We start from the raw sequence: 20133 nt of genomic DNA, 5'->3' as shown, positions 1-20133 counted from the left end.
TCAATACAAGCGCGTGTGGATAGCGCAATGCGCAGGCGATCCAGCCAGGGAAGAACCTTGCTTACTCGAATTCTCGCGATAGCATTCGCGGTAGCCGGCGCTGCCAGCGCTGCCAGTGCCGCCAATGCCGCCAATGCCGCCGCTTGGACGGCGCCTGCCGCCCGGCCTCGGCTCTACATCACGACCGAGACCTCGGCGCCGTCGAGCATGCTGGAGGGCACGCGCGTGACCGGCATCGCCACCGACAAGGTGCGCGAAGCGATGCAGCGCGCCGGCGTCGACTACAGCATCGAACTGCTGCCCTGGAAGCGCGCCTACCTGGCTGCGCAGCAACGCCCGGATGCCTGCGTGTACTCGACCTCGCGTACGCCCGAGCGGGAAAACCTGTTCAAATGGGTGGGGCCGACCGCGGTTGCCGAGTGGGTCATGATGGCGCGCGCCGACAGCAAGCTAACGCTGCGCAGCCTCGAGGATGCGCGCGGCCTGCGCATCGGCACCTACAACGGCGACGCCCGCGATGCCTACCTGCGGGCACGCGGCTTCCGGGTCGACGCCGCCAACGAGGATCTCGCCAACGCCGGCAAGCTGCTGCTCGACCGCATCGACCTGTGGGCCGCCAGCCTGCGCACCGGCACCACCATCCTGTCCCGCTATGGCTACGACAAGAAGATCGTGCCGCTGCTGGTGTTCAACCGGATCGAGCTCTACCTGGCTTGCAACCCCGGGGTGCCGGATGCCGTCGTGGGGCGCCTGAATGCGGCCTTCGAAGCCATGGCGCGCGACGGCACGGCGCGGCGGATCGAGCGCAGTTACGAGAACTGGGGTGGGCCGATCAGGCAGCCGTAATGCTCGCCCGCATGGCCTGGCCGGTGGCAGAGTTTTTTGAGGTGTAAATTATTCCGACGGAAATGTCGGACAAATCGAGGGACAGGTCAATGTCACTGCCATGCTGGTGGGTGGTGCCTCCGGCCGGAATCGAACCGGCACGCCTTTCGGCGCTTGATTTTGAGTCAAGTGCGTCTACCAATTCCGCCACAGAGGCCCAATAGCAGGCGCGCATCTTAGCACATCGATTGCACGGATGACCAGCACCGGCGAAAGTATTGCGGCGACGAACCCTGTTACGGGCCGGTTGCGGCCCGTAGCGACGTCGCCCCCACACAATCAGCAGGAGATGCGCTGCTGCAGCAGCCTCAGGCTGCCTACCGGGCCCACCACCTGCAGCGTGTGCGGCTGCACCGCCACTTCGATCGAGCCCTCGCGGCCGCGCAGCCAGGGCAGCGGGCGGAAGTAGCTGATGCGGTCGGCATCGGACCTGGTGCGCCGGTAGCCCAGCGACACCAGCGCTTCGTCGAGCGTGCTGATCATGTGATGGGCGTCGAAGCGGGTGCGCATCTCGAAGCTTCCCGGACCCATCATGGCCACCGGCATCAGCCCGCCGACCAGCGCCGGCAGCACGATGAAGGGCAGCGGGGTTTCCGGGTCGATGAGGTGCAGCACCAGCATCAGCAGCGGCAGGCCGACAGCCATGGTAAGGACCCATGGGAACAGCTGCCGCCAGGTAGCGGGGCAACGCAGGAAGAAAGGCCGCTCGCGAATACGAACAATTTCCGAAAAGGTAACGCTTTTCATGGTATCTCCTCGCAGCGCTGCTCGATTGGTTGCGCCCGCATGGCAACAAAAAACGACCTGTTTTATTGTGCCGGTCTAGCTTACGGGGCAGTTGACTCCGCTCAAGCGCGCTATCTTGCATACATAGGTTCTCACATCAGGCTGGTGTGCTGCGCACCGGTGAAAAAGATGCAGGAATCGTGCCAGAACGAAAAGGCCACCGGCTGGGATGCCGGCGGCCTGCAAGGAAACAGTCAGGAGGAAGGAATCAGCGGCTGCGCTGGAACAGCCGGAAGCGTTCGTCGCGGTCGGAGGCGCGCCGGCCTTCCCACAGCACGGTGCTGCCGCGCACGCCGTAGCGGCGCGCCAGCTTGTCGTCGTCGCGGTTCTTGATGCTGTCCTGGAGCAGGACATAGTTGCAGCGCCCGCCCGCCAGGGTGGTGAAGGGCAGGCGGCCGAAATAGGCCAGCGAGGCGCGCTGGGCGGGATTCACATTGGTTTCGATGCAGTCCGCGTCATGCGGCAGGGTTGCCGCGATCTGCTGGGCCACGCCGGCGTAGCTCTTGCTGTAGTTGAGGTCCGGCAGGAACAGGGTCATCAGGAGCACCCACAGCAGGATCAGGCCGCCCGAGGACAGCACCACCGCACGCCACAGCACCGAGGGCTGGCGCGACAGGCGCCAGTGGACCAGCATGATCCAGCCGACGCTGGTCGCGGCGGCCACCAGGAAGGCGATGATGCCGACTTCCGGCTTGAAGCCCGGCACCAGCTTGAGCGCGTTCTTGGCCAGCTGGGCCGGCCAGCCGGTGAGCTTCGCGATCCAGAACAGCCACACCAGCGCGCCCAGCATGGTCAGCACCATCACCGAGAACCAGTCGATCGCATTGATCGCGCCGCGCTTCATGGTCGGCAGGCCGAAGGCGGCCATCAGCGCCAGCGGCGCCAGCATCTTGAGGAAGTCGCTGTTTTCCGGCTCCGGGTCGCACAGCAGCAGCAGCGCGAGGGCGACGAAGAACATTACCGGCATCACGATGTGCAGCAGGTGCTGCTGGCGGCGCCAGGCCCAGATCGCCCACAGGGCGAACGGCCAGGCCGGCCAGAAGAACCACACGCCGATGCGGAAGAAGCCCTTCAGCGATGCCAGGCTGGGTAGCGCGAGCTGGCCGGCATTCCAGTCCAGCCACTCGCCGACCGGCGACAGGCCGTAAGGCTGGACCGTTGCTGCCGGCACGATCCAGGCCAGGGTGATAAGAAATCCGACACCTGCCGCGATGGCCAGGTGGCGCAGGCTGTCGCGGGTCGCCAGCTTCAGGTAGCGGGTGCAGGCATACAGCGCCAGCACCAGCACCGCCGGCACCACGACGCCGCGCGTGAGGGCCAGCGCGCCCAGCGACAGGCCGACCAGCACGGCATTGCGGGTCGAGGAGGTCTCGACGTAGCGCACCGCGCGGTACAGGAAATAGGCGAGCAGGGCGCCCTGCAGGGTGGCGGCCAGGGTCAGGTGGCTCTGCACCAGCAGGCCCAGGCAGCCGAGGTAGATCAGCACCGCGGTGTCGCCCAGCGTGCGGCCGTAGTCGTCGGGCTCGGGCTGGCCGCCGAAGGCCAGCCGCAGCGGCTGTGCTTCGGCGCGGCGGCCCAGGTGGAAGGCGGTGTACCAGAGCGACATGGCGCCGGTGACGAAGATGCCGATGGTGGAGACGCGCGCGGCCAGCACGTCGCCCAGGATCCAGCCGAACAGCTTGATGCACAGCGCGCCGAGCCAGAAGGCCAGCGGGCCTTCCTGGGCGGCTGCCAGGCCGGCGATGTTCGGGTACAGCCAGTCGTCGATGCCGCCGTGCGCCATCGTCCACATGATGCCGAAGGGGCCGGCGTCTTCCTTCCACGGGTGGCGGCCGATCAGGCCCGGCAGGATGTACAGCATGCCCAGCGCGAGCAGGGCCCAGCGGGGCAGTGCCAGTGTGGCGGCAGCGGGAAGGCGGACGGGTTTCATCGTTCAGTGCAGCGGGAAAGAATAGTCGCGTAGTATAGCCGCGAAAAAAAAGAAGCCGGGGATACCGGCTTCTTTTCTGGCAACTTCGGGCCCTGCGGACCCGGAGCTTGCGTGGTGCCCGGGCAGATTAGCCGTTGGCGACCGCGGTCTTCGAACCGACCGAACCGAACTTCTGGCGGAACTTCTCGACGCGGCCAGCGGTGTCGACGATCTTGTGCTTGCCGGTGTAGAACGGGTGCGATTCAGCCGAGACTTCGATCTTGACCAGCGGGTATTCCTTACCTTCGTAGGTAGCGGTTTCGCGGGTGTTGATGGTCGAACGGGTGATGAACTTGAAGTCGCAGGACACGTCGTGGAACAGGACTTCGCGGTAATCCGGATGGGTATCGGTCTTCATGATGTTGCTTTCTCTATGGTTGGTAGCCAAACGGCACTTCGTCGGTCGTCCTGCTTCTTGACCCGATTGCCGATCACTTGCCAGGGGTTGGACTGAACCGGCGATTATAAGCCGCTTCGGCGCTCCGGGCAAGAAAAAGGGCGGCCCGCAGGCCGCCCCTTGTCGCGCGATGTGCTACGGGATTTAACCGCCGCGGCGCATCATGTCGAAGAACTCGACATTGTTCTTCGTCGCGCGCATCTTGTCGAGGATGAACTCCATCGCCTCGATCTCGTCCATCGAGTACAGCAGCTTGCGCAGGATCCAGATTTTTTGCAGCTGGTCCGGCTTGATCAAGAGTTCCTCGCGGCGGGTGCCCGACTTGTTCAGGTTGATGGCCGGGTAGACGCGCTTCTCGGCCAGGCGGCGCTCGAGGTGCACTTCCATGTTGCCGGTGCCCTTGAATTCTTCGTAGATGACGTCGTCCATGCGCGAGCCGGTCTCGATCAGGGCGGTGGCGACGATGGTCAGCGAGCCGCCTTCCTCGACGTTACGCGCCGCGCCGAAGAAGCGCTTCGGACGCTGTAGGGCGTTGGCGTCGACACCACCGGTCAGCACCTTGCCCGAGGCCGGGATCACGGTGTTGTAGGCGCGCGCCAGGCGGGTGATCGAGTCCAGCAGGATCACGACGTCCTTCTTCATCTCGACCAGGCGCTTGGCCTTTTCCAGCACCATCTCGGCGACCTGCACGTGGCGGGTGGCCGGTTCGTCGAAGGTCGAGGCGACCACTTCGCCGCGCACCGAACGCTGCATCTCGGTCACTTCTTCCGGACGTTCGTCGATCAGCAGGACGATCAGGGTCACGTCCGGGTGATTCGCGGTAATCGCGTGGGCGATATGCTGCAGCATGACCGACTTGCCCGACTTCGGCGAAGCGACCAGCAGGCCGCGCTGGCCCTTGCCGATCGGCGAGATCAGGTCGACGATGCGGCCGGTGATGTTCTCGGCGCCGTTCATGTCGCGCTCGAGGCGCAGCGGCTCGTTCGGGTGCAGCGGGGTCAGGTTTTCGAACAGGATGCGGTGCTTCGAGGCTTCCGGCGATTCGCCGTTGACCTTGTCCACCTTCACCAGCGCGAAGTAGCGCTCGCCGTCCTTCGGCGTACGCACTTCGCCTTCGATCGAGTCACCCGTATGCAAGTTGAACCGGCGGATCTGCGACGGCGAGATGTAGATGTCGTCGGTCGAGGCCATGTAGCTGGCGTCCGGCGAGCGCAGGAAGCCAAAGCCGTCCGGCAGGACTTCGAGGGCGCCGTCGCCGAAGATCTGTTCGCCCTGCTTGGCGCGCTTCTTCAGGATCGCGAACATCAGTTCCTGTTTGCGCAGGCGGGCTGCGTTGTCGATGTCGAGGCCGATTGCCATCTCCAGCAGCGCGGAGACGTGCATTGCCTTCAGTTCAGATAAATGCATGTTTGTGTGGGTGTCCCGTGACGGGAAAGTAAAGGTAGGGGAGGGAACTACGTGGGTTTATGTAAGCTGGGAAGCACCGGAGCCGGTCAGCTTCCCGACAATGACGGCAGCGCGGGCGCGCTGCCGCCGCTCATGTTAACAGTATTAGATATTGCTGTCGATGAACTGAACCAGCTGGCCCTTGGCCATGGCACCGACTTTTTGCGCAGCCGCTTCGCCGTTCTTGAACAGGATCAGGGTTGGGATGCCGCGGATGCCGAACTGGGCCGGTACGGCCTGGTTGGCGTCGACGTCGACCTTGGCCACCACCAGCTTGCCAGCGTACTGCTGGGCGACTTCTTCCAGGATCGGTGCAATCATCTTGCACGGGCCGCACCACTCGGCCCAGAAGTCGACCAGGACCGGTTGCTCGGACTTGAGCACTTCGGCATCGAAGTTTGCATCGGTGATGTGTTTAATGTTTTCGCTCATATGTTCCTCAAAAGAGGTAAGGATCAAGTTACGCCTGGCGGCCTGTGCCGATCCGGCGTGGTCCCGCCGGCCTGCGCGTACTGCTCATCGCGCTTCTCATCAAATAATTAGCTGCTACACAATGGTGGAGGCACTGTGTGCAAAATTCAATATGGAAAAACGGCAGGGGGTGTCAGGCGGGGATGTGCCGAATAATACCCCATTTTTTCAAAAAGTGTGGGTCGCCTTGTACAAAATCTCAACATTGCACCGCGAGGCGCAGCTGCTCGATCGCCAGCGGCTTGCGGAAGGCGCCCGCCACCCGCAGCCCGAGGGCGCGCGCCAGCTCGGTGGCGGCGTCGCGCACGCCGTCTTCCAGCGCCGAGACCAGGATCACCCGGCCGCTGAATCCCTGGCCGGCCGCGGCCTGCAGGAACTCGATGCCGTCCATTTCCGGCATCGCCAGGTCGCAGATCAGGAAATCCGGCGCATGGCGCGGCAGGACCGCCAGCGCGCGCCGCGCGTCGCACTCGGCATGGACGTCGAAGCGGCCGCTGCCGCCAGTCTCGTCGACCATGTCGAGCATCTCGCGCAGCACGTCGAGCATGAAGCGGTCGTCGTCGAGCAGCAGCACGCGGCGTGGGGCGGCATGCGGTGCGGGAGAAGAGGGCGGCTTCATGCGGGGAAGATGGGCGGCATTCGGAAGCGAGCCATTATGGCGAATTTTTCCGGTCCCGTGCAGATATTGAACAGCTTCCGCCTCAAACGCTGCCGGTAAAGCGCGTCAAGTGGCCAGGATGCCACATCGTGGCCACCGAGGCGACCCGTCCGCCCGAGGTGGTACGGCGGTGCAGCAACAGGCAGGGCTGGCCTTCGCCGATCGCCAGCATCGGCGCCACCTCGCCCGGCGCCGGCTGGGCTTCGATGGTGTAGCTGGCGCCCTGCAGCGGCGCGGCCGCCATCAGGTGCTCGTTCGGGGTGATGGCGCTGAAGTCCTGGTCCAGGTAGCGCGGCGCGCATTCCGGGTTGACCCAGCGGTCTTCGACCTGGATCGGCACGTCGTTCTCGAAGTGGACGATGATCGAATGGTAGAGCGTGGCGCCGGGCGCCAGTTCGAACTCGGCCGCCAGCTCGTCGGTGGCGATCTCGGCGCGCAGCAGGCGCAGGTGGCTGCGGTGGGCGCGGCCGCGCGCGCGGATCTCGTCGGCGATGTTGCGGATCTCGACCAGGGTGGCCTGGTACTTCTGCGGCGCCACATAGGTGCCGGACCCCTGGCGCCGGGTCAGCACCTGCTCGGCGGTGAGCTCGCGCACCGCGCGGTTGACGGTCATGCGCGAGACGCCGAACTGGCGCACCAGCGCCTGCTCGGAAGGCACCAGGTCGCCTTCCTTCCAGCGGCCCGAGGCGATCTCGCCGACCAGGTAATCCTTGATGCGCTGGAAAATGGGGGTGCTGTCTTGCGTGATCGGTTCTTCCAAACTACTCTCCGGGAAGGTTTGAAGCGGCATGCAGCCGCCGACACCAAATTCTAGCATCGCAATTCGAAAGCAATACCCGGAGTGCCCTGCGGTCGGCAGGCGGCTAGGCTGACCCTATACTTACCGAACCGGGACTTCATCATGACCGCCATGACCAGCATCTTTGATACCGACGAGGCGCGCTGGGCCGCCGTGCAGCGCCGTGACCGCGACGCCGACGGCCAGTTCTATTATTCCGTGCGCAGCACCGGAGTGTACTGCCGGCCCTCCTGCCCCTCGCGCGGCGCGCTGCGCGCCAACGTCGCCTTTCACGCCAGCCCGCTTGAGGCCGAGGCCGCGGGCTTACGGGCCTGTCTGCGCTGCCGGCCGGACCAGCCGCCGCTGGCGCAGCGCCAGGCGGCCGCGGTGGCGCAGGCCTGCCGCCTGATCGACGAAGCGCAAGACGCCCCCGACCTCGACAGCCTGGCGCAGGCGGCGGGCATGAGCCGCTTCCACTTCCACCGCGTCTTCAAGGCGCATACCGGCGTCACGCCGAAAGCCTATGCGGCGGCGCGGCGCGGCGCACGCCTGCAGCAGGGCCTGGGGGCGGCGCCCAGCGTGACCGAGGCGCTGTACGAGGCCGGCTTCGGCTCAAGCGGGCGCTTCTACGACGCCAGTACCGGGCTGCTGGGCATGACGCCCGGCCGCTACCGCGCGGGCGGGCAGGGCGAGACCATCCGCTTCGCCGTCGCGCAATGCTCGCTCGGCGCCATCCTGGTGGCCAGTACGGAGCGCGGCATCTGCGCGATCCTGATCGGCGACGAGCCGGAACCGCTGGTGCGCGACCTCGAGGCGCGCTTCCCGCAGGCCGAACTCAGGGGCGCGGAAGCCGAGTTCGAACGCACGGTGGCCCAGGTGATCGGCTTCGTCGAGGCGCCCCGCCTCGGCCTCGACCTGCCGCTCGACGTGCGCGGCACCGCCTTCCAGCGCCGCGTGTGGGAAGCGCTGCGCGCCGTTCCCGCCGGCTCCACGGTCAGCTACAGCGAACTGGCCGAACGCCTGGGCATGCCGACGGCGGCACGCGCCGTCGCGGGGGCTTGCGCGGCCAACCCGGTGGCGGTGGCGATTCCCTGCCACCGCGTGGTGCGCACCGACGGAGCCCTGTCCGGCTACCGCTGGGGGATCGAGCGCAAGCGCACGCTGCTCGACCGTGAGGCGGGCCAGTGAAGGAGATCGATTGGGAGCGCGTGGCCGGAGAGCTGGACGCCTTCGGCTGCGCCGTGATTCCCGGGCTGCTGGCGCCGCGGGACTGCGAGGCCGCTGCCGCCTTGTACGAGCGGCCGGCGCTGTTTCGCAGCCGCGTCGTGATGCAGCAGCACGGCTTCGGGCGCGGCGAGTACCAGTATTTCGCCTATCCGCTGCCGGCGCCGCTCGAGGCCTTGCGGGGCGCGCTGTATCCGCCGCTGGCCGGCATCGCCAATCGCTGGCACGAGAGCTTGGGCATCGAGACCCGCTTTCCGCCCGCGCATGCGGACTACCTGGCGCGCTGCCACGCGGCCGGCCAGGGCAAACCCACGCCGCTGCTGCTGCGCTACCGCGAAGGCGACTACAACTGCCTGCACCAGGACCTGTACGGCGAGCTGGTGTTCCCGCTGCAGGTGGCGGTGCTGTTGTCGCGGCCTGGCGTCGACTTCGAGGGCGGGGAGTTCGTATTGACGGAGCAGCGCCCGCGCATGCAGTCGCGCGCCGAGGTGGTGCCCCTCGCGCAGGGCGATGCGGTCGTGTTTGCGGTCAACCAACGGCCAGTGCAGGGCATGCGCGGCGTGTACCGGGTGGCGATGCGCCACGGCGTCAGCCGGCTGCGGCGCGGCCTGCGGCACACCTTGGGGATCATCTTTCATGACGCCGGGTAGGGCAGCTATGCCCTGGCCTTGATTTTCTATACACTTCTCCGTGCCGTGCCCATAAGGCGCGGTCACCCATACAAAAACGGAGAATTGATAAGCATGCGCGCGCGCCAGATCCCCCTGTCTTCCATGATCGTCCTCGCCGGCCTCGGCGTCCTCGGGTCGGCCCACGCCGACACCGTCATCGCCAACGCCAACGGCTACACCCTGAACGCCAAGGGCGAGCTGGTACAGTTCAGCGCGCTGGCTTTCGACGATCGCGGACGCATCCTTGCCGTCGGCAGCAATGCCGAGGTGAGCGCCAAGGCGAAGAATGCACGCCAGGTGGACATGCAGGGCCGCACCGTGCTGCCGGGCCTGATCGACGCCCACGGCCACGTGTTCGGCCTGGGCCAGCAGCTGACCCAGCTCGACTTGTCGAGCACCACGTCGCTGGACGGCGCCATCAAGGCCATCGCCGGCTATGCCAAGGCGAATGCGAACCATGCCTGGATCCGCGGCCGCGGCTGGAACCAGGAGAACTGGAAGCTGGGCCGCTTCCCGACCGCCGCCGAACTCGACGCCGTCGTGTCCGATCGCCCGGTCTGGCTCGAGCGCGTGGATGGCCACGCCGGCTGGGCCAACAGCCGCACGCTGGCGCTGGCCGGCATCACGAAGACGACGCCGGATCCGGCCGGCGGCAAGATCATGCGCGATGCGAACGGCGAAGCCACCGGCGTGCTGGTGGACGCGGCGCAGGAACTGGTGACCAAGGTCATGCCGGCCCAGACCGAGGCGGAAGGGCGCGTCATGCTGGATAAATCGCTGCAGGAGATCGCGCGCATGGGCTTGACCGCCGTGCACGACGCCGGCATCGGCGTGGCCGAAGACCGCCTGTACCGCGACTACGCGGACAGGAAGAAGCTGACCGCGCGCGTGTACGCCATGATCGGCGGCACCGGCGAGGATTTTGACCAATTGGCAAAAAATGGCCCGCTGAAGGACTACGCCGACGGCATGTACGCGCTGCGCGCGGTCAAGCTGTATTCGGACGGCGCGCTGGGCAGCCGCGGCGCCGCCCTGCTCAAGCCCTACAGCGACGAGCCGCATTCGCACGGCCTGCTGTTCTTCAAGACCGCGCAGATGGACGCCATGATGACCAAGGCCATGCGCAAGGGCTACCAGGTCAACGTGCACGCCATCGGCGACGCCGGCAACAAGCAGATCCTCGACATCTACAAGAAGGAGCTGGCCGCGACGAAGAGCGGTGCGCAGCGCCACCGCATCGAGCACGCCCAGGTCGTGACCCTGGACGACATCCCGCGCTTCAAGTCGCTCGGCATCATCCCGTCGATGCAGCCGACCCACGCCACCTCGGACAAGAACATGGCCGAGACCCGCGTCGGCCCGGAACGCATCAAGGGCGCCTACGCCTGGCGCAGCTTTCTGCACCAGGGCTCGCGCATCGCCTGCGGCTCGGACTTCCCGGTCGAATCGCCGAACCCTTTCTTCGGCATCCACGCCGCAGTCACCCGCATGGACCACGCCGGCCAGCCGGTGGCCGGCTGGTATCCGAACCAGGCCATGTCGCTCAAAGAAGCCTTCCGCTGCTTCACCCTCGATGCGGCCTATGCCGGCCACCAGGAAAACAGCCTGGGTTCGCTGGAGCCGGGCAAGCACGCCGACTTCATCGTGATCGACCGCGACCTGTTCCGCATGCCGACCTACGACATCTTCAAGACCGGCGTGCTGGAGACCTGGGTAGGCGGACGCCAGGTGTTCAAAAAATAAGCGTTGCGGGGTCTGATGAAATGGATTGACTTGGTTGTATAGACAACTTAGACTCATTGCTGCACGTGGTGCGCGCCCTTGTTGCGCGCACCATTTCCAACCCAGGAGCCGCCATGAACTCACCGATGCCCTACGACCCCCGCTTCGACCCCACCCGCGTCATCCGCGCCCCGCGCGGCAGCGAACTCTCCTGCAAGAGCTGGCTGACCGAAGCCGCCTACCGCATGATCCAGAACAACCTCGACAACGAGGTGGCCGAGAACCCGCAGGCACTGGTGGTCTACGGCGGCATCGGGCGCGCCGCGCGCAACTGGGAATGCTACGACCAGATCCTCGCCTCGCTGCGCGAGCTGGAAGACGACCAGACCCTCTTGATCCAGTCCGGCAAGCCGGTCGGCGTGTTCCGCACCCATGCGGACGCCCCACGCGTGCTGCTGGCGAACTCCAACCTGGTGCCGAAGTGGGCCAACTGGGAACACTTCAATGAACTGGACCGCAAGGGCCTGTTCATGTACGGCCAGATGACCGCCGGCAGCTGGATCTACATCGGCACCCAGGGCATCGTGCAGGGTACCTACGAGACCTTCGCCGAAGCCGGGCGCCAGCACTTCGGCGGCGATATGGCGGGCCGCTGGATCCTGACGGCCGGCCTGGGCGGCATGGGCGGCGCCCAGCCGCTGGCCGCCACCTTTGCCGGCGCGGTCTCGCTCAACATCGAATGCCAGCAGAGCAGCATCGATTTCCGCCTGCGCACCCGCTACCTCGACAAGCAAGCCAGGGACATCGACGAGGCGCTGGCGATGATCAATGAATACACCGCCAAGCGCGAAGCCGTCTCCATCGGCCTGCTCGGCAATGCGGCCGACGTGCTGCCGGAACTGGTGCGGCGTGCACGCGCGGGCGGCCTGGTGCCGGACCTGGTCACGGACCAGACCTCGGCCCACGACCTGATCAACGGCTACCTGCCTTCCGGCTGGACGGTGGAAGAGTGGAAGGCCGCCCAGCAGGACCCGGTCCAGCACGCGCGCCTGAAAGCGGCAGCAGCAAGCTCGTGCGCCACCCACGTGCGCGCCATCCTCGACTTCAAGGCCATGGGTTCGTATGCCGTCGACTACGGCAACAACATCCGCCAGGTGGCCAAGGACGAGGGCGTCACGGACGCCTTCGATTTCCCGGGCTTCGTGCCGGCCTACATCCGTCCCCAGTTCTGCGAAGGCCGCGGCCCGTTCCGCTGGGTGGCGCTGTCGGGCGACCCGGAAGACATCCATAAAACCGACGAGAAAATAAAGGAACTGTTCCCGCAGCACGCGCGCGTGCACCGCTGGCTCGACATGGCGCGCGAACGCATCGCCTTCCAGGGCCTGCCGGCGCGCATCTGCTGGCTCGGCCTGGGCGAGCGCCACCTGGCCGGCCTGGCCTTCAACGAGATGGTGCGCACCGGCGAACTGAAAGCGCCGATCGTGATCGGCCGCGACCACCTCGACACCGGCTCGGTGGCGAGCCCGAACCGCGAGACCGAAGCCATGCGCGACGGTACCGACGCGGTGTCCGACTGGCCGCTGCTGAATGCCCTGCTGAACACGGCCGGCGGCGCCACCTGGGTCTCGCTGCACCATGGCGGCGGCGTGGGCATGGGCTATTCGCAGCACTCGGGCGTGGTCATCGTGGCCGACGGTACCGAGGCGGCAGCCAAGCGACTGGCGCGCGTGCTGGTCAACGACAGCGGCTCGGGCGTGATGCGTCACGCCGATGCCGGCTATGAAAGCGCAATCGAGACGGCCAAGCGCAATGGCCTGAATCTCCCAATGATCAAGTAAGGCAGTACACCATGAACGACTCGCATCACCACCTGACCCTGCAACCGGGCGAACTGCGCCTGGCTGACCTGCGCGCCGTCTGGGCCGCCCACGTGCCGCTGAGCCTCGCGCCCGAAGCGTGGCAGGCCGTCAACGCCTCCTGCGCCCTGGTCCAGCAAATCACCGCCAAGGGCGACCCGGCCTACGGCATCAACACCGGCTTCGGCATCCTGGCCAAGGCCCACATCCCGAACGACCAGCTGGAAGCGCTGCAGCGCAACCTGATCCTGTCGCACGCGGTCGGCACCGGCGAACTCATCGCCGACAACATCGTGCGCCTGATCGTGCTGACCAAGATCGGCAGCCTGGCGCGCGGCTATTCCGGCGTGCGCCCCCTGATCATCGAGACCCTGATCGCCCTGTACAACGCGGGCATCATGCCGGCGATTCCCTCGCAGGGCTCGGTCGGCGCCTCGGGCGACCTGGCGCCGCTGGCCCACATGACCCTGGCCATGCTCGGCGTCGGCCCGGTGCGTTACAAGGGCGAATTGATGGACGCCAAGCAGGCGCTGGGCGCCGCCGGCATCGAGCCGGTGACCCTGGCGGCGAAGGAGGGCCTGGCCCTGATCAATGGCACCCAGGTCTCGACCGCGCTGGCCCTGCACGGCCTGTTCATGGCCGAGCGCGTGCTGGAGGCGGGCATGGTGGCCGGCGCCCTGTCGGTCGACGCGGCGCGCGGCAGCGATGCGCCGTTCGATCCACGTATCCATGCGGTGCGCGGCCAGCCGGGCCAGATCGCGGCCGCCGCCATCTACCGCGAGCTGATGGCGGGCAGCGCCATCCGCGCCTCGCACCTGGTGGGCGACGAGCGCGTGCAGGACCCGTACAGCCTGCGCTGCCAGCCGCAGGTGATGGGCGCGGCGATGGACCTGATCGCCAATGCCGGCCGCACCCTGCTGATCGAAGCGAACGCCGTCACCGACAACCCGCTGCTGTTCCCCGACGACGGCGCGATCATTTCGGGCGGTAACTTCCATGCCGAGCCGGTGGCCTTTGCCGCCGACACGCTGGCGCTGGCCATCGCCGAAGTCGGCGCATTGTCGGAACGCCGCATCGCGCTGCTGATCGACGCCAACCTGTCCGGCCTGCCGGCCTTCCTGGTGAAGGAACCGGGCCTGAACTCGGGCTTCATGATCGCCCACGTCACCGCCGCCGCGCTGGCCTCGGAAAACAAGTCGCTGGCCCATCCGGCCAGCGTCGACAGCCTGCCGACCTCGGCCAACCAGGAAGACCACGTCAGCATGGCCACCTTCGCGGCGCGCCGCCTGGACCAGATGGCGCACAATACCTCCGTGATCGTGGGCATCGAGCTGCTGGCGGCGGCGCAGGGCATCGAGTTCCACCGCCCATTGAAGAGCTCCGAGCACCTCGAGCACGTGCATGCCCAGCTGCGCGCCCGCGTGGCGCCCTACGATGCGGACCGCTTCTTCGCCCCGGACATCGAGGCCGCGCGTCTGATGGTCGTGAACGGCGAGCTGTCGGCATCAATCAAGGAACTGTTCACGGTTCTGCACCCTTAATCATTTCACCCAGGATAGGCAATGGATTTCCGGTTCAAGGCAGGCAGGCTCCCCATGCTCGTGTCGATGCCCCATGCGGGCACCGACATCCCGGACGAGGTCGCAGCCAACATGGCGCCCTGCGCCACGGCGCGCGCGGACACCGACTGGCACCTGCCGGAACTCTACGGCTTCCTGGAAGAGATGGGCGTGTCGACCATCTCGGCGCGCTGGTCGCGCTACCTGATCGACCTGAACCGCCCACCCGAGAACACCAACCTGTATCCCGGGATGGACACCACGGGGCTGTGCCCGGTCGACACCTTCGGCCGCGAGAGCCTCTACCTGCCGGGCAAGACGCCGGACGAAGCCGAGGTGCGGCGCCGCCTGGAGCGCTACTGGATGCCCTACCACGAGCAGCTGCGCGCGGAGCTGGATCGCTTGACACGTGAATTCGGCAGCGTGGTGCTGTGGGACGCGCATTCGATCGCCTCGATCGTGCCGCGCTTCTTCGAAGGCCGCCTGCCGGACCTGAATTTCGGCACCGCCGAGGGCAAGTCCTGCGCTCCCGGACTGGAACAGGCCGTCATTAGCGTCGCCCGCGCCCAGGACCGCTTCAGCATCGCGGTCAACGGCCGCTTCAAGGGCGGCCACATCACCCGCAAGTACGGCCAGCCGGAGCAGGGCGTGCACGCGATCCAGCTCGAGATGTGCCAGTGCCTGTACATGAACGAACAAGCCCCGTTCGAATATCGCCCTGAGGTGGCGGCGCAAGTCCAGCCGCTGTTGCAGGACATGATCGGCGCGGGGCTAGCGTGGGTGCGCGCATGAGAGCCCTGTTCGCCCGCCATGCGCTGCTGCCGGATGGCTGGCAGCGCGACGTGCTGCTCGAATGGGATGCGCAGGGCGACCTGACCCGGGTCGACGCGCAGGCCGCCCCGCCCCTCGGCGTGGCGCGGGCCGACTACGTCTTGCCGGGCATGGTCAACCTGCACTCGCACGCCTTCCAGCGCGCGCTGGGCGGGCTGACCGAGCGTGCCGGCGAGGGTCCGGACAGCTTCTGGACCTGGCGCGACCTGATGTACCGCTTCGCCGCCCGCATCACGCCCGAGCAGATCGAGGCCATCGCCGCCCAGCTGTTCGTGGAATGCTTGCGCCATGGCTATACCTCGCTGTGCGAGTTCCACTACCTGCAGCGGGGGCCGGATGGCAAAGCCTATGCACGACCGGCCGAAACTGCCGAGCGTGTGGCTGCCGCCGGCCATGCCACCGGCATGGGCCTGACCCTGTTGCCGGTGCTGTACAGCCATGCCGGCTTCGGCGAGCAGCCGCTGCGACCCGAGCAGCGGCGCTTCCGCACCGGCGTCGACGACATCCTCAGGATCGTCGAGGCGCTGCAGCCCCTGCGCGGCGGCCAGCTGGAAGTCGGCGCCGCGCCGCATTCGCTGCGCGCGGCCAGCATCGCGCAGGTGCGCGAGCTGGCGGCCGGCCTGCCGGCCGGGCGTCCGCTGCACATCCACATCGCCGAGCAGATGCCCGAGGTCGAGCAGAGCATCGCCTTCAGCGGCCGGCGTCCGGTCGAGTACCTGGTCGAGCAGGTCGGGCTCGACGAACGCTGGTGCCTGGTGCATGCGACCCACCTGAACGATGCCGAGGTGGCGGCGATCGCGAAGAGCGGCGCCGTCGCGGGCCTGTGCCCGACCACCGAAGCCAACCTCGGGGACGGCCTGTTCCCGCTGCAGGCCTACATCGAGCTGGGCGGCCGCTTCGGCATCGGCAGCGACAGCCACGTATCGCAAAGCCCGGTCGAGGAGCTGCGCTGGCTGGAATACGGCCAGCGCCTGGTCCACCAGCGCCGCAATATTGCGTTCACACGTCAACAGCGCGACGTCGGCCAGTACTTGTGGCAGACTGCCTTGCGCGGCGGCGCCCAGGCGGCCGGCCGCAAGGTGGGCGCGCTCGCGCAAGGCCTGCGCGCCGACCTCCTGGTGCTGGACGGGAGCCATCCGAACCTGGACGGCGTGGGGGACGAGGACGTGCTCGGCCGCTTCCTGTTCTGCGGTAACGACAACCTGGTGCGCGACGTGCTGTGCGGCGGGCGCTGGGTGGTGCAGGGCGGACGCCACGTGGCGCAGGAGGCGGTCACGCAGCGCTACCGCCAGGCCCTGAATGAATTGCGCGAGGTGAGCCAATGACCGTACTGATCCCATTCGCGGGACTGTCGCCGGTGCCGTGGAAGAACGGCGGCGGCAGCACGACCGAAATCGCCATCGGGCCGCCGGACTCCGGCTTCGAGGACTTCGACTGGCGCGTGAGCCTGGCCACCATCGAGAAGGATGGCGCCTTTTCAAGCTTCCCCGGCGTGGACCGGACGCTGGCCCTGGTCGAGGGCCACGGCATGACGCTGGAAATCGACGGTGAGCCGACCCTGGTGACCGATACCGAGCCGGTGGTGGCTTTCGACGGCAGCTCGCAGGTCATCGCGAAACTCAGCCGCGGCGGCAGCACCGACTTCAATGCCATGACGCGCAGCGAGCGCTGCTACCACATCTTCGGCCGGCGCCGGCTGTCGGGCGATTCGTCCACATTCGTGGCGCGCGCCGACGTGACCGTGCTGTTCCTGGCGGAGGGCGACGCCCTCGAGCTGCGCAACGAAAAGGAGCGTATCGGCATGGTGCGCTACGACGCGGTGGTGCTGGAGCCCGGCTCGACTTGGCGTCTCGAAGCGGGGCAGGGCATGATCTATATCGTGGACGTCTGGTACCACGAGGAAGAAGACGAAGAAAGCTATGAGTGAGGCTGTGGACCTGCTGTTCACCAACGTGAATCTGGCCACGATGGTGCCTACCGCCGTGGACGGCTACGGCGAGATGCCTGACGCCGCGCTGGCCGTGAAGGATGGCCGCATCGCCTGGCTCGGCGCGCGCCGCGATGCGCCGCCGGCCAGCGCGGAACACGACTGCGGCGGCGCCTGGATGACGCCGGGCCTGGTCGACTGCCACACCCACGTCGTCCACGCCGGCAACCGCAGCAAGGAATGGGAAGCGCGCCTGAACGGCGCCAGCTACGAGGACATCGCACGCCAGGGCGGTGGCATCATGTCCACCGTGCGCGCCACGCGCGACGCCGACGTCGAGGCGCTGCTGGCGCAAAGCCTGCCGCGCGTGGCCAGGCTGCTGTCCGAGGGTGTGACGACGCTCGAGATCAAGTCGGGCTACGGCCTGGCGCTGGACGCCGAGGCGCGCATGCTGCGCGCCGCGCGCGAAGTGGCCGGGCGCCTGCCGGTGCGGGTTGCCACCACCTTCCTGGGCGCACATGCGCTGCCGCCGGAATTCGCGGGCCGGGCCGACGATTACGTGACTGAAGTATGCGAACGCATGCTGCCGCAACTGGCCGAAGAAGGGCTGGTCGACGCGGTGGACGCCTTCTGCGAACGGATCGGTTTTACCCATGCGCAGACCGAACGCATCTTCCTTGCTGCGCGGGCGCTCGGTTTGCCGGTCAAGCTGCATGCCGAACAGTTGTCCGACCAGCAGGGCGCCGAACTGGTGGCGCGCCATGGGGGCTTGTCGGCCGATCACCTCGAATACCTGAGCCAGGCCGGCATCGACGCAATGGCGCGCGCCGGCACGGTAGCGGTGCTGCTGCCGGGCGCCTACTACTTCCTGCGCGAGACCAGGCAGCCGCCGATCGCGGCGCTGCGCGAAGCGAAGGTGGCGATGGCGGTCGCCACCGACTGCAACCCCGGCACCTCGCCGATGACCTCCCTGCTGCTGGCCATGAACATGGCTTGCACCCTATGGCGCCTGACGCCGCAGGAAGCCTTGCTGGGCGCCACCATCCACGCCGCACGCGCCCTCGGCCTGCACGAGGAGATCGGATCGCTGGAAGTGGGGAAGCGGGCCGACCTGGCCCTGTGGGACATTGCCCGCCCGGCCGACCTGGCCTATGCCATGGGATCGAATCCTTGCCGCAGCGTCGTCAACGGCGGTGTCTTGCGTGCTGCGCACATCAGCGTGTGAACATACGGAGACAGGGCAAGCCTTATCCGTTACGCATGCACAAGCAACGCCCTCTTGAATAGGGTGTGCTTGACCTTCATCAAATCACCAAATTCCAGCTCGGGAATTATCAGTTCAACGGCAGCAAAAAACCGGTTTGGTAACAAGGGTAACCGGATGTAAAGCCTAATTGAATATTAAGAATCCACACTTATAGTGCAAGCGTGTGATTCACCATCTCCCCTCCCCATTTGACAAAAATGGGTTCGCCCACGGCGCCTCACGGCCCCGTGGGTTTTTCTTTATGCGCGCCGTTCGGCTAGTGCAGTCAGCGTGTCGCCGGTAAGGCGGCAAATGCGCCAGTCGGGCAGGATGTCCGCGCCCATCTGCTGGTAGAACCCAATTGCCGGCGCGTTCCAGTCCAGCACCGACCATTCGAAGCGGCCGCAGTTGCGCTCGACCGCGATTTGCGCGAGGCGCGTCAGCATCCTGGTGCCATAGCCCTTGCCGCGGTGCGACTGGCGCACGTAGAGGTCTTCCAGGTACAGCCCCTTTTTGGTCAGGAAGGTCGAGAAGTTATGGAAGAACAGCGCGAAGCAGACCACTTCGCCGTCCTCTTCGCCGATGATGGCTTCGCAGGACGGGCGGCTACCGAACAGGCCCTCGTGCAGCAGGTCTTCGGTGGCGACCACCAGGTGTTCGAGTTTCTCGAACACGGCCAGCTCCACGATCATGGAATGGATGTGGGTAACGTCGGTGGGCTGGGCGGGACGGATGGAGAAAGTGGTGCTCATGGCGTTTCGAGTGGATTGTTCAGGTTTGCGGATTGCACGGGTTTGGCCGCGGGTGCGCGCAGGGCCCAGGCCACGCTGGCCAGGCACAGGACCATGCCGGCAAATTCGACGGGGCCGGGACGGTAGCCTTCGAACTCCATCGACAGCAGGACCGACAGCACCGGCGTGATCACGCCGATGTAGACGGTCTTCTGCGCGCCGATGCGCCCGATCAGGGTGAAGTAGGCGAAGAAGGCGATCACCGAGCCGAAGATCGACAGGTAGACCAGGCCGGCCCAGTAGGTCGAGCTGCTCGGGATGACGAAGCGGTCGCCATGGGCCAGCGCCCACACGGTCACCAGCGACGCGCCCCACAGCATCGACCAGGCCATGGTCAGGGGCAGGTTTTCGCATTGTTCCTTCACCTTGGTGACGACGATGCTGCCGGCCGAACTGGCGATGGTGGCAGCCAGGGCGAGGATCACGCCGGCGATGAAGGCGGGGCTGCCGCCAGCCTGGAAATCGCGCCAGGCGGTGCCGATCGAATGCCAGAACAGCAGGGCGACGCCGGCGATCGCGACCACGCCGCAGGCGATGGTGCGGCGGCTGATGCCGGTGCCGAAGAACAGGCTGCTCAGCAGCGGCGTCCAGAACACCATCAGCGCGAACACCACCGCCACCAGGCCCGACACCACGTACTGCTCGGATTGATAGGTGCACAGGTAGGAGATGCAGAAGGTGAGCACGCCCTGCAGCGCCATCCAGCCATGGGTGCGCAACGGCAGGCGCAGGCTGTCGCGGCGCACCAGGCAGATGAGGAACAGGGTGGCCGCGGCCAGGAAGAATCGGTAGGCTACCGAGACGGCGGGCGGCGCTTCGCCCAGCTGCAGGGTGATGGCGAAGAAGGTCGAGCCCCAGATCAGGGAGGCGACGGTGAAGAGGACGGAAGAAGGCATCGCGCGAGTATACGTGCTCC

19 protein-coding genes and 1 tRNA gene are annotated in these 20133 nt (G+C 66.7%); 10 read left to right on the top strand and 10 right to left on the bottom strand.

Annotated elements, in window-relative coordinates; all coding sequences use genetic code 11:
* Positions 1–57 precede the first annotated feature (57 nt).
* A complete protein-coding gene (locus tag FG94_RS14740; RefSeq protein ID WP_229445953.1) occupies positions 58–846 on the top strand; it encodes an ABC transporter substrate-binding protein in 789 nt (262 codons plus the stop codon).
* 111 nt (positions 847–957) lie between these two features.
* Here the strand turns inward: FG94_RS14740 and FG94_RS14735 are convergent.
* The 8 genes from FG94_RS14735 to hutC all read right to left on the bottom strand — a co-directional run bounded on the left by FG94_RS14735 (position 958) and on the right by hutC (position 7402).
* Positions 958–1042: transfer RNA gene (locus tag FG94_RS14735), tRNA-Leu, on the bottom strand.
* A 122-nt stretch (positions 1043–1164) separates the two neighbouring features.
* Positions 1165–1632 carry a hypothetical protein gene (locus tag FG94_RS14730; RefSeq protein ID WP_027865504.1) on the bottom strand — a complete coding sequence of 156 codons (468 nt, stop codon included), beginning with the start codon at positions 1630–1632 and terminating at the stop codon, positions 1165–1167.
* A 247-nt stretch (positions 1633–1879) separates the two neighbouring features.
* Positions 1880–3601 (bottom strand): glycosyltransferase family 39 protein, encoded by a 1722-nt coding sequence (locus tag FG94_RS14725; protein WP_036213043.1) that lies wholly within the window; start codon positions 3599–3601, stop codon positions 1880–1882.
* A 127-nt stretch (positions 3602–3728) separates the two neighbouring features.
* Positions 3729–3998: a type B 50S ribosomal protein L31 gene (locus FG94_RS14720; protein WP_036213036.1), complete on the bottom strand. Its 270-nt coding sequence runs from the start codon at positions 3996–3998 to the stop codon at positions 3729–3731.
* Positions 3999–4181: 183 nt separating this feature from the next.
* Positions 4182–5444, bottom strand: coding sequence for a transcription termination factor Rho (gene rho / locus FG94_RS14715; RefSeq protein WP_005665081.1), 1263 nt, complete (start codon positions 5442–5444; stop codon positions 4182–4184).
* Positions 5445–5588: 144 nt separating this feature from the next.
* Positions 5589–5915, bottom strand: coding sequence for a thioredoxin TrxA (trxA, locus tag FG94_RS14710; RefSeq protein WP_027865507.1), 327 nt, complete (start codon positions 5913–5915; stop codon positions 5589–5591).
* 238 nt (positions 5916–6153) lie between these two features.
* Positions 6154–6573: a response regulator gene (locus FG94_RS14705; protein ID WP_036213025.1), complete on the bottom strand. Its 420-nt coding sequence runs from the start codon at positions 6571–6573 to the stop codon at positions 6154–6156.
* Positions 6574–6655: 82 nt separating this feature from the next.
* On the bottom strand, positions 6656–7402 hold the full coding sequence (hutC, locus tag FG94_RS14700; protein WP_051996720.1) for a histidine utilization repressor: 747 nt from the start codon (positions 7400–7402) through the stop codon (positions 6656–6658).
* Between the two features lie 111 nt (positions 7403–7513).
* Here hutC and ada point away from each other — a divergent pair, with 111 nt between their 5' ends.
* The 9 genes from ada to hutI all read left to right on the top strand — a co-directional run bounded on the left by ada (position 7514) and on the right by hutI (position 18405).
* Positions 7514–8578, top strand: coding sequence for a bifunctional DNA-binding transcriptional regulator/O6-methylguanine-DNA methyltransferase Ada (gene ada, locus FG94_RS14695; RefSeq protein ID WP_036213021.1), 1065 nt, complete (start codon positions 7514–7516; stop codon positions 8576–8578).
* Positions 8575–9264 carry a 2OG-Fe(II) oxygenase gene (locus FG94_RS14690; protein WP_036213019.1) on the top strand — a complete coding sequence of 230 codons (690 nt, stop codon included), beginning with the start codon at positions 8575–8577 and terminating at the stop codon, positions 9262–9264. Before ada ends, FG94_RS14690 begins: the two co-directional genes overlap by 4 nt.
* Positions 9265–9357: 93 nt before the next feature.
* The gene (locus FG94_RS14685) at positions 9358–11028 is read left to right on the top strand and encodes an amidohydrolase (protein ID WP_036213017.1); all 1671 of its coding nucleotides are present in this window, start codon (positions 9358–9360) and stop codon (positions 11026–11028) included.
* 113 nt (positions 11029–11141) lie between these two features.
* Complete coding sequence (gene hutU, locus FG94_RS14680) at positions 11142–12845, top strand: urocanate hydratase (protein ID WP_036213015.1); 1704 nt, start codon at positions 11142–11144, stop codon at positions 12843–12845.
* Between the two features lie 11 nt (positions 12846–12856).
* Entirely contained in the window at positions 12857–14404 is a 1548-nt protein-coding gene (hutH, locus tag FG94_RS14675; RefSeq protein ID WP_036213013.1) for a histidine ammonia-lyase, read from the top strand.
* A 21-nt stretch (positions 14405–14425) separates the two neighbouring features.
* The gene (gene hutG / locus FG94_RS14670) at positions 14426–15214 is read left to right on the top strand and encodes an N-formylglutamate deformylase (RefSeq protein WP_036213011.1); all 789 of its coding nucleotides are present in this window, start codon (positions 14426–14428) and stop codon (positions 15212–15214) included.
* Positions 15211–16578 (top strand): formimidoylglutamate deiminase, encoded by a 1368-nt coding sequence (locus FG94_RS14665; protein WP_036213009.1) that lies wholly within the window; start codon positions 15211–15213, stop codon positions 16576–16578. The genes hutG and FG94_RS14665 overlap by 4 nt, the downstream gene beginning before the upstream one ends.
* Positions 16575–17180 (top strand): HutD family protein, encoded by a 606-nt coding sequence (locus tag FG94_RS14660; protein ID WP_036213007.1) that lies wholly within the window; start codon positions 16575–16577, stop codon positions 17178–17180. Before FG94_RS14665 ends, FG94_RS14660 begins: the two co-directional genes overlap by 4 nt.
* Positions 17173–18405, top strand: a complete 1233-nt coding sequence (hutI, locus tag FG94_RS14655; protein WP_036213004.1) for an imidazolonepropionase — start codon at positions 17173–17175, stop codon at positions 18403–18405. Before FG94_RS14660 ends, hutI begins: the two co-directional genes overlap by 8 nt.
* A 281-nt stretch (positions 18406–18686) precedes the next feature.
* Here hutI and FG94_RS14650 read toward each other — a convergent pair whose 3' ends face one another.
* Both FG94_RS14650 and FG94_RS14645 read right to left on the bottom strand, forming a co-directional pair.
* Entirely contained in the window at positions 18687–19178 is a 492-nt protein-coding gene (locus FG94_RS14650; protein ID WP_036213000.1) for a GNAT family N-acetyltransferase, read from the bottom strand.
* Positions 19175–20113 (bottom strand): DMT family transporter, encoded by a 939-nt coding sequence (locus FG94_RS14645; protein WP_036212997.1) that lies wholly within the window; start codon positions 20111–20113, stop codon positions 19175–19177. The genes FG94_RS14650 and FG94_RS14645 overlap by 4 nt, the downstream gene beginning before the upstream one ends.
* Positions 20114–20133 lie beyond the last annotated feature (20 nt).

Origin of the sequence: Massilia sp. LC238 (assembly GCF_000735635.1) — a bacterium.
Taxonomy (GTDB): Bacteria; Pseudomonadota; Gammaproteobacteria; order Burkholderiales; family Burkholderiaceae_D; genus Telluria; species Telluria varians.
Note: the sequence above shows the minus strand (reverse complement) of the source record. Positions and strands in the feature narration are given on the sequence as shown.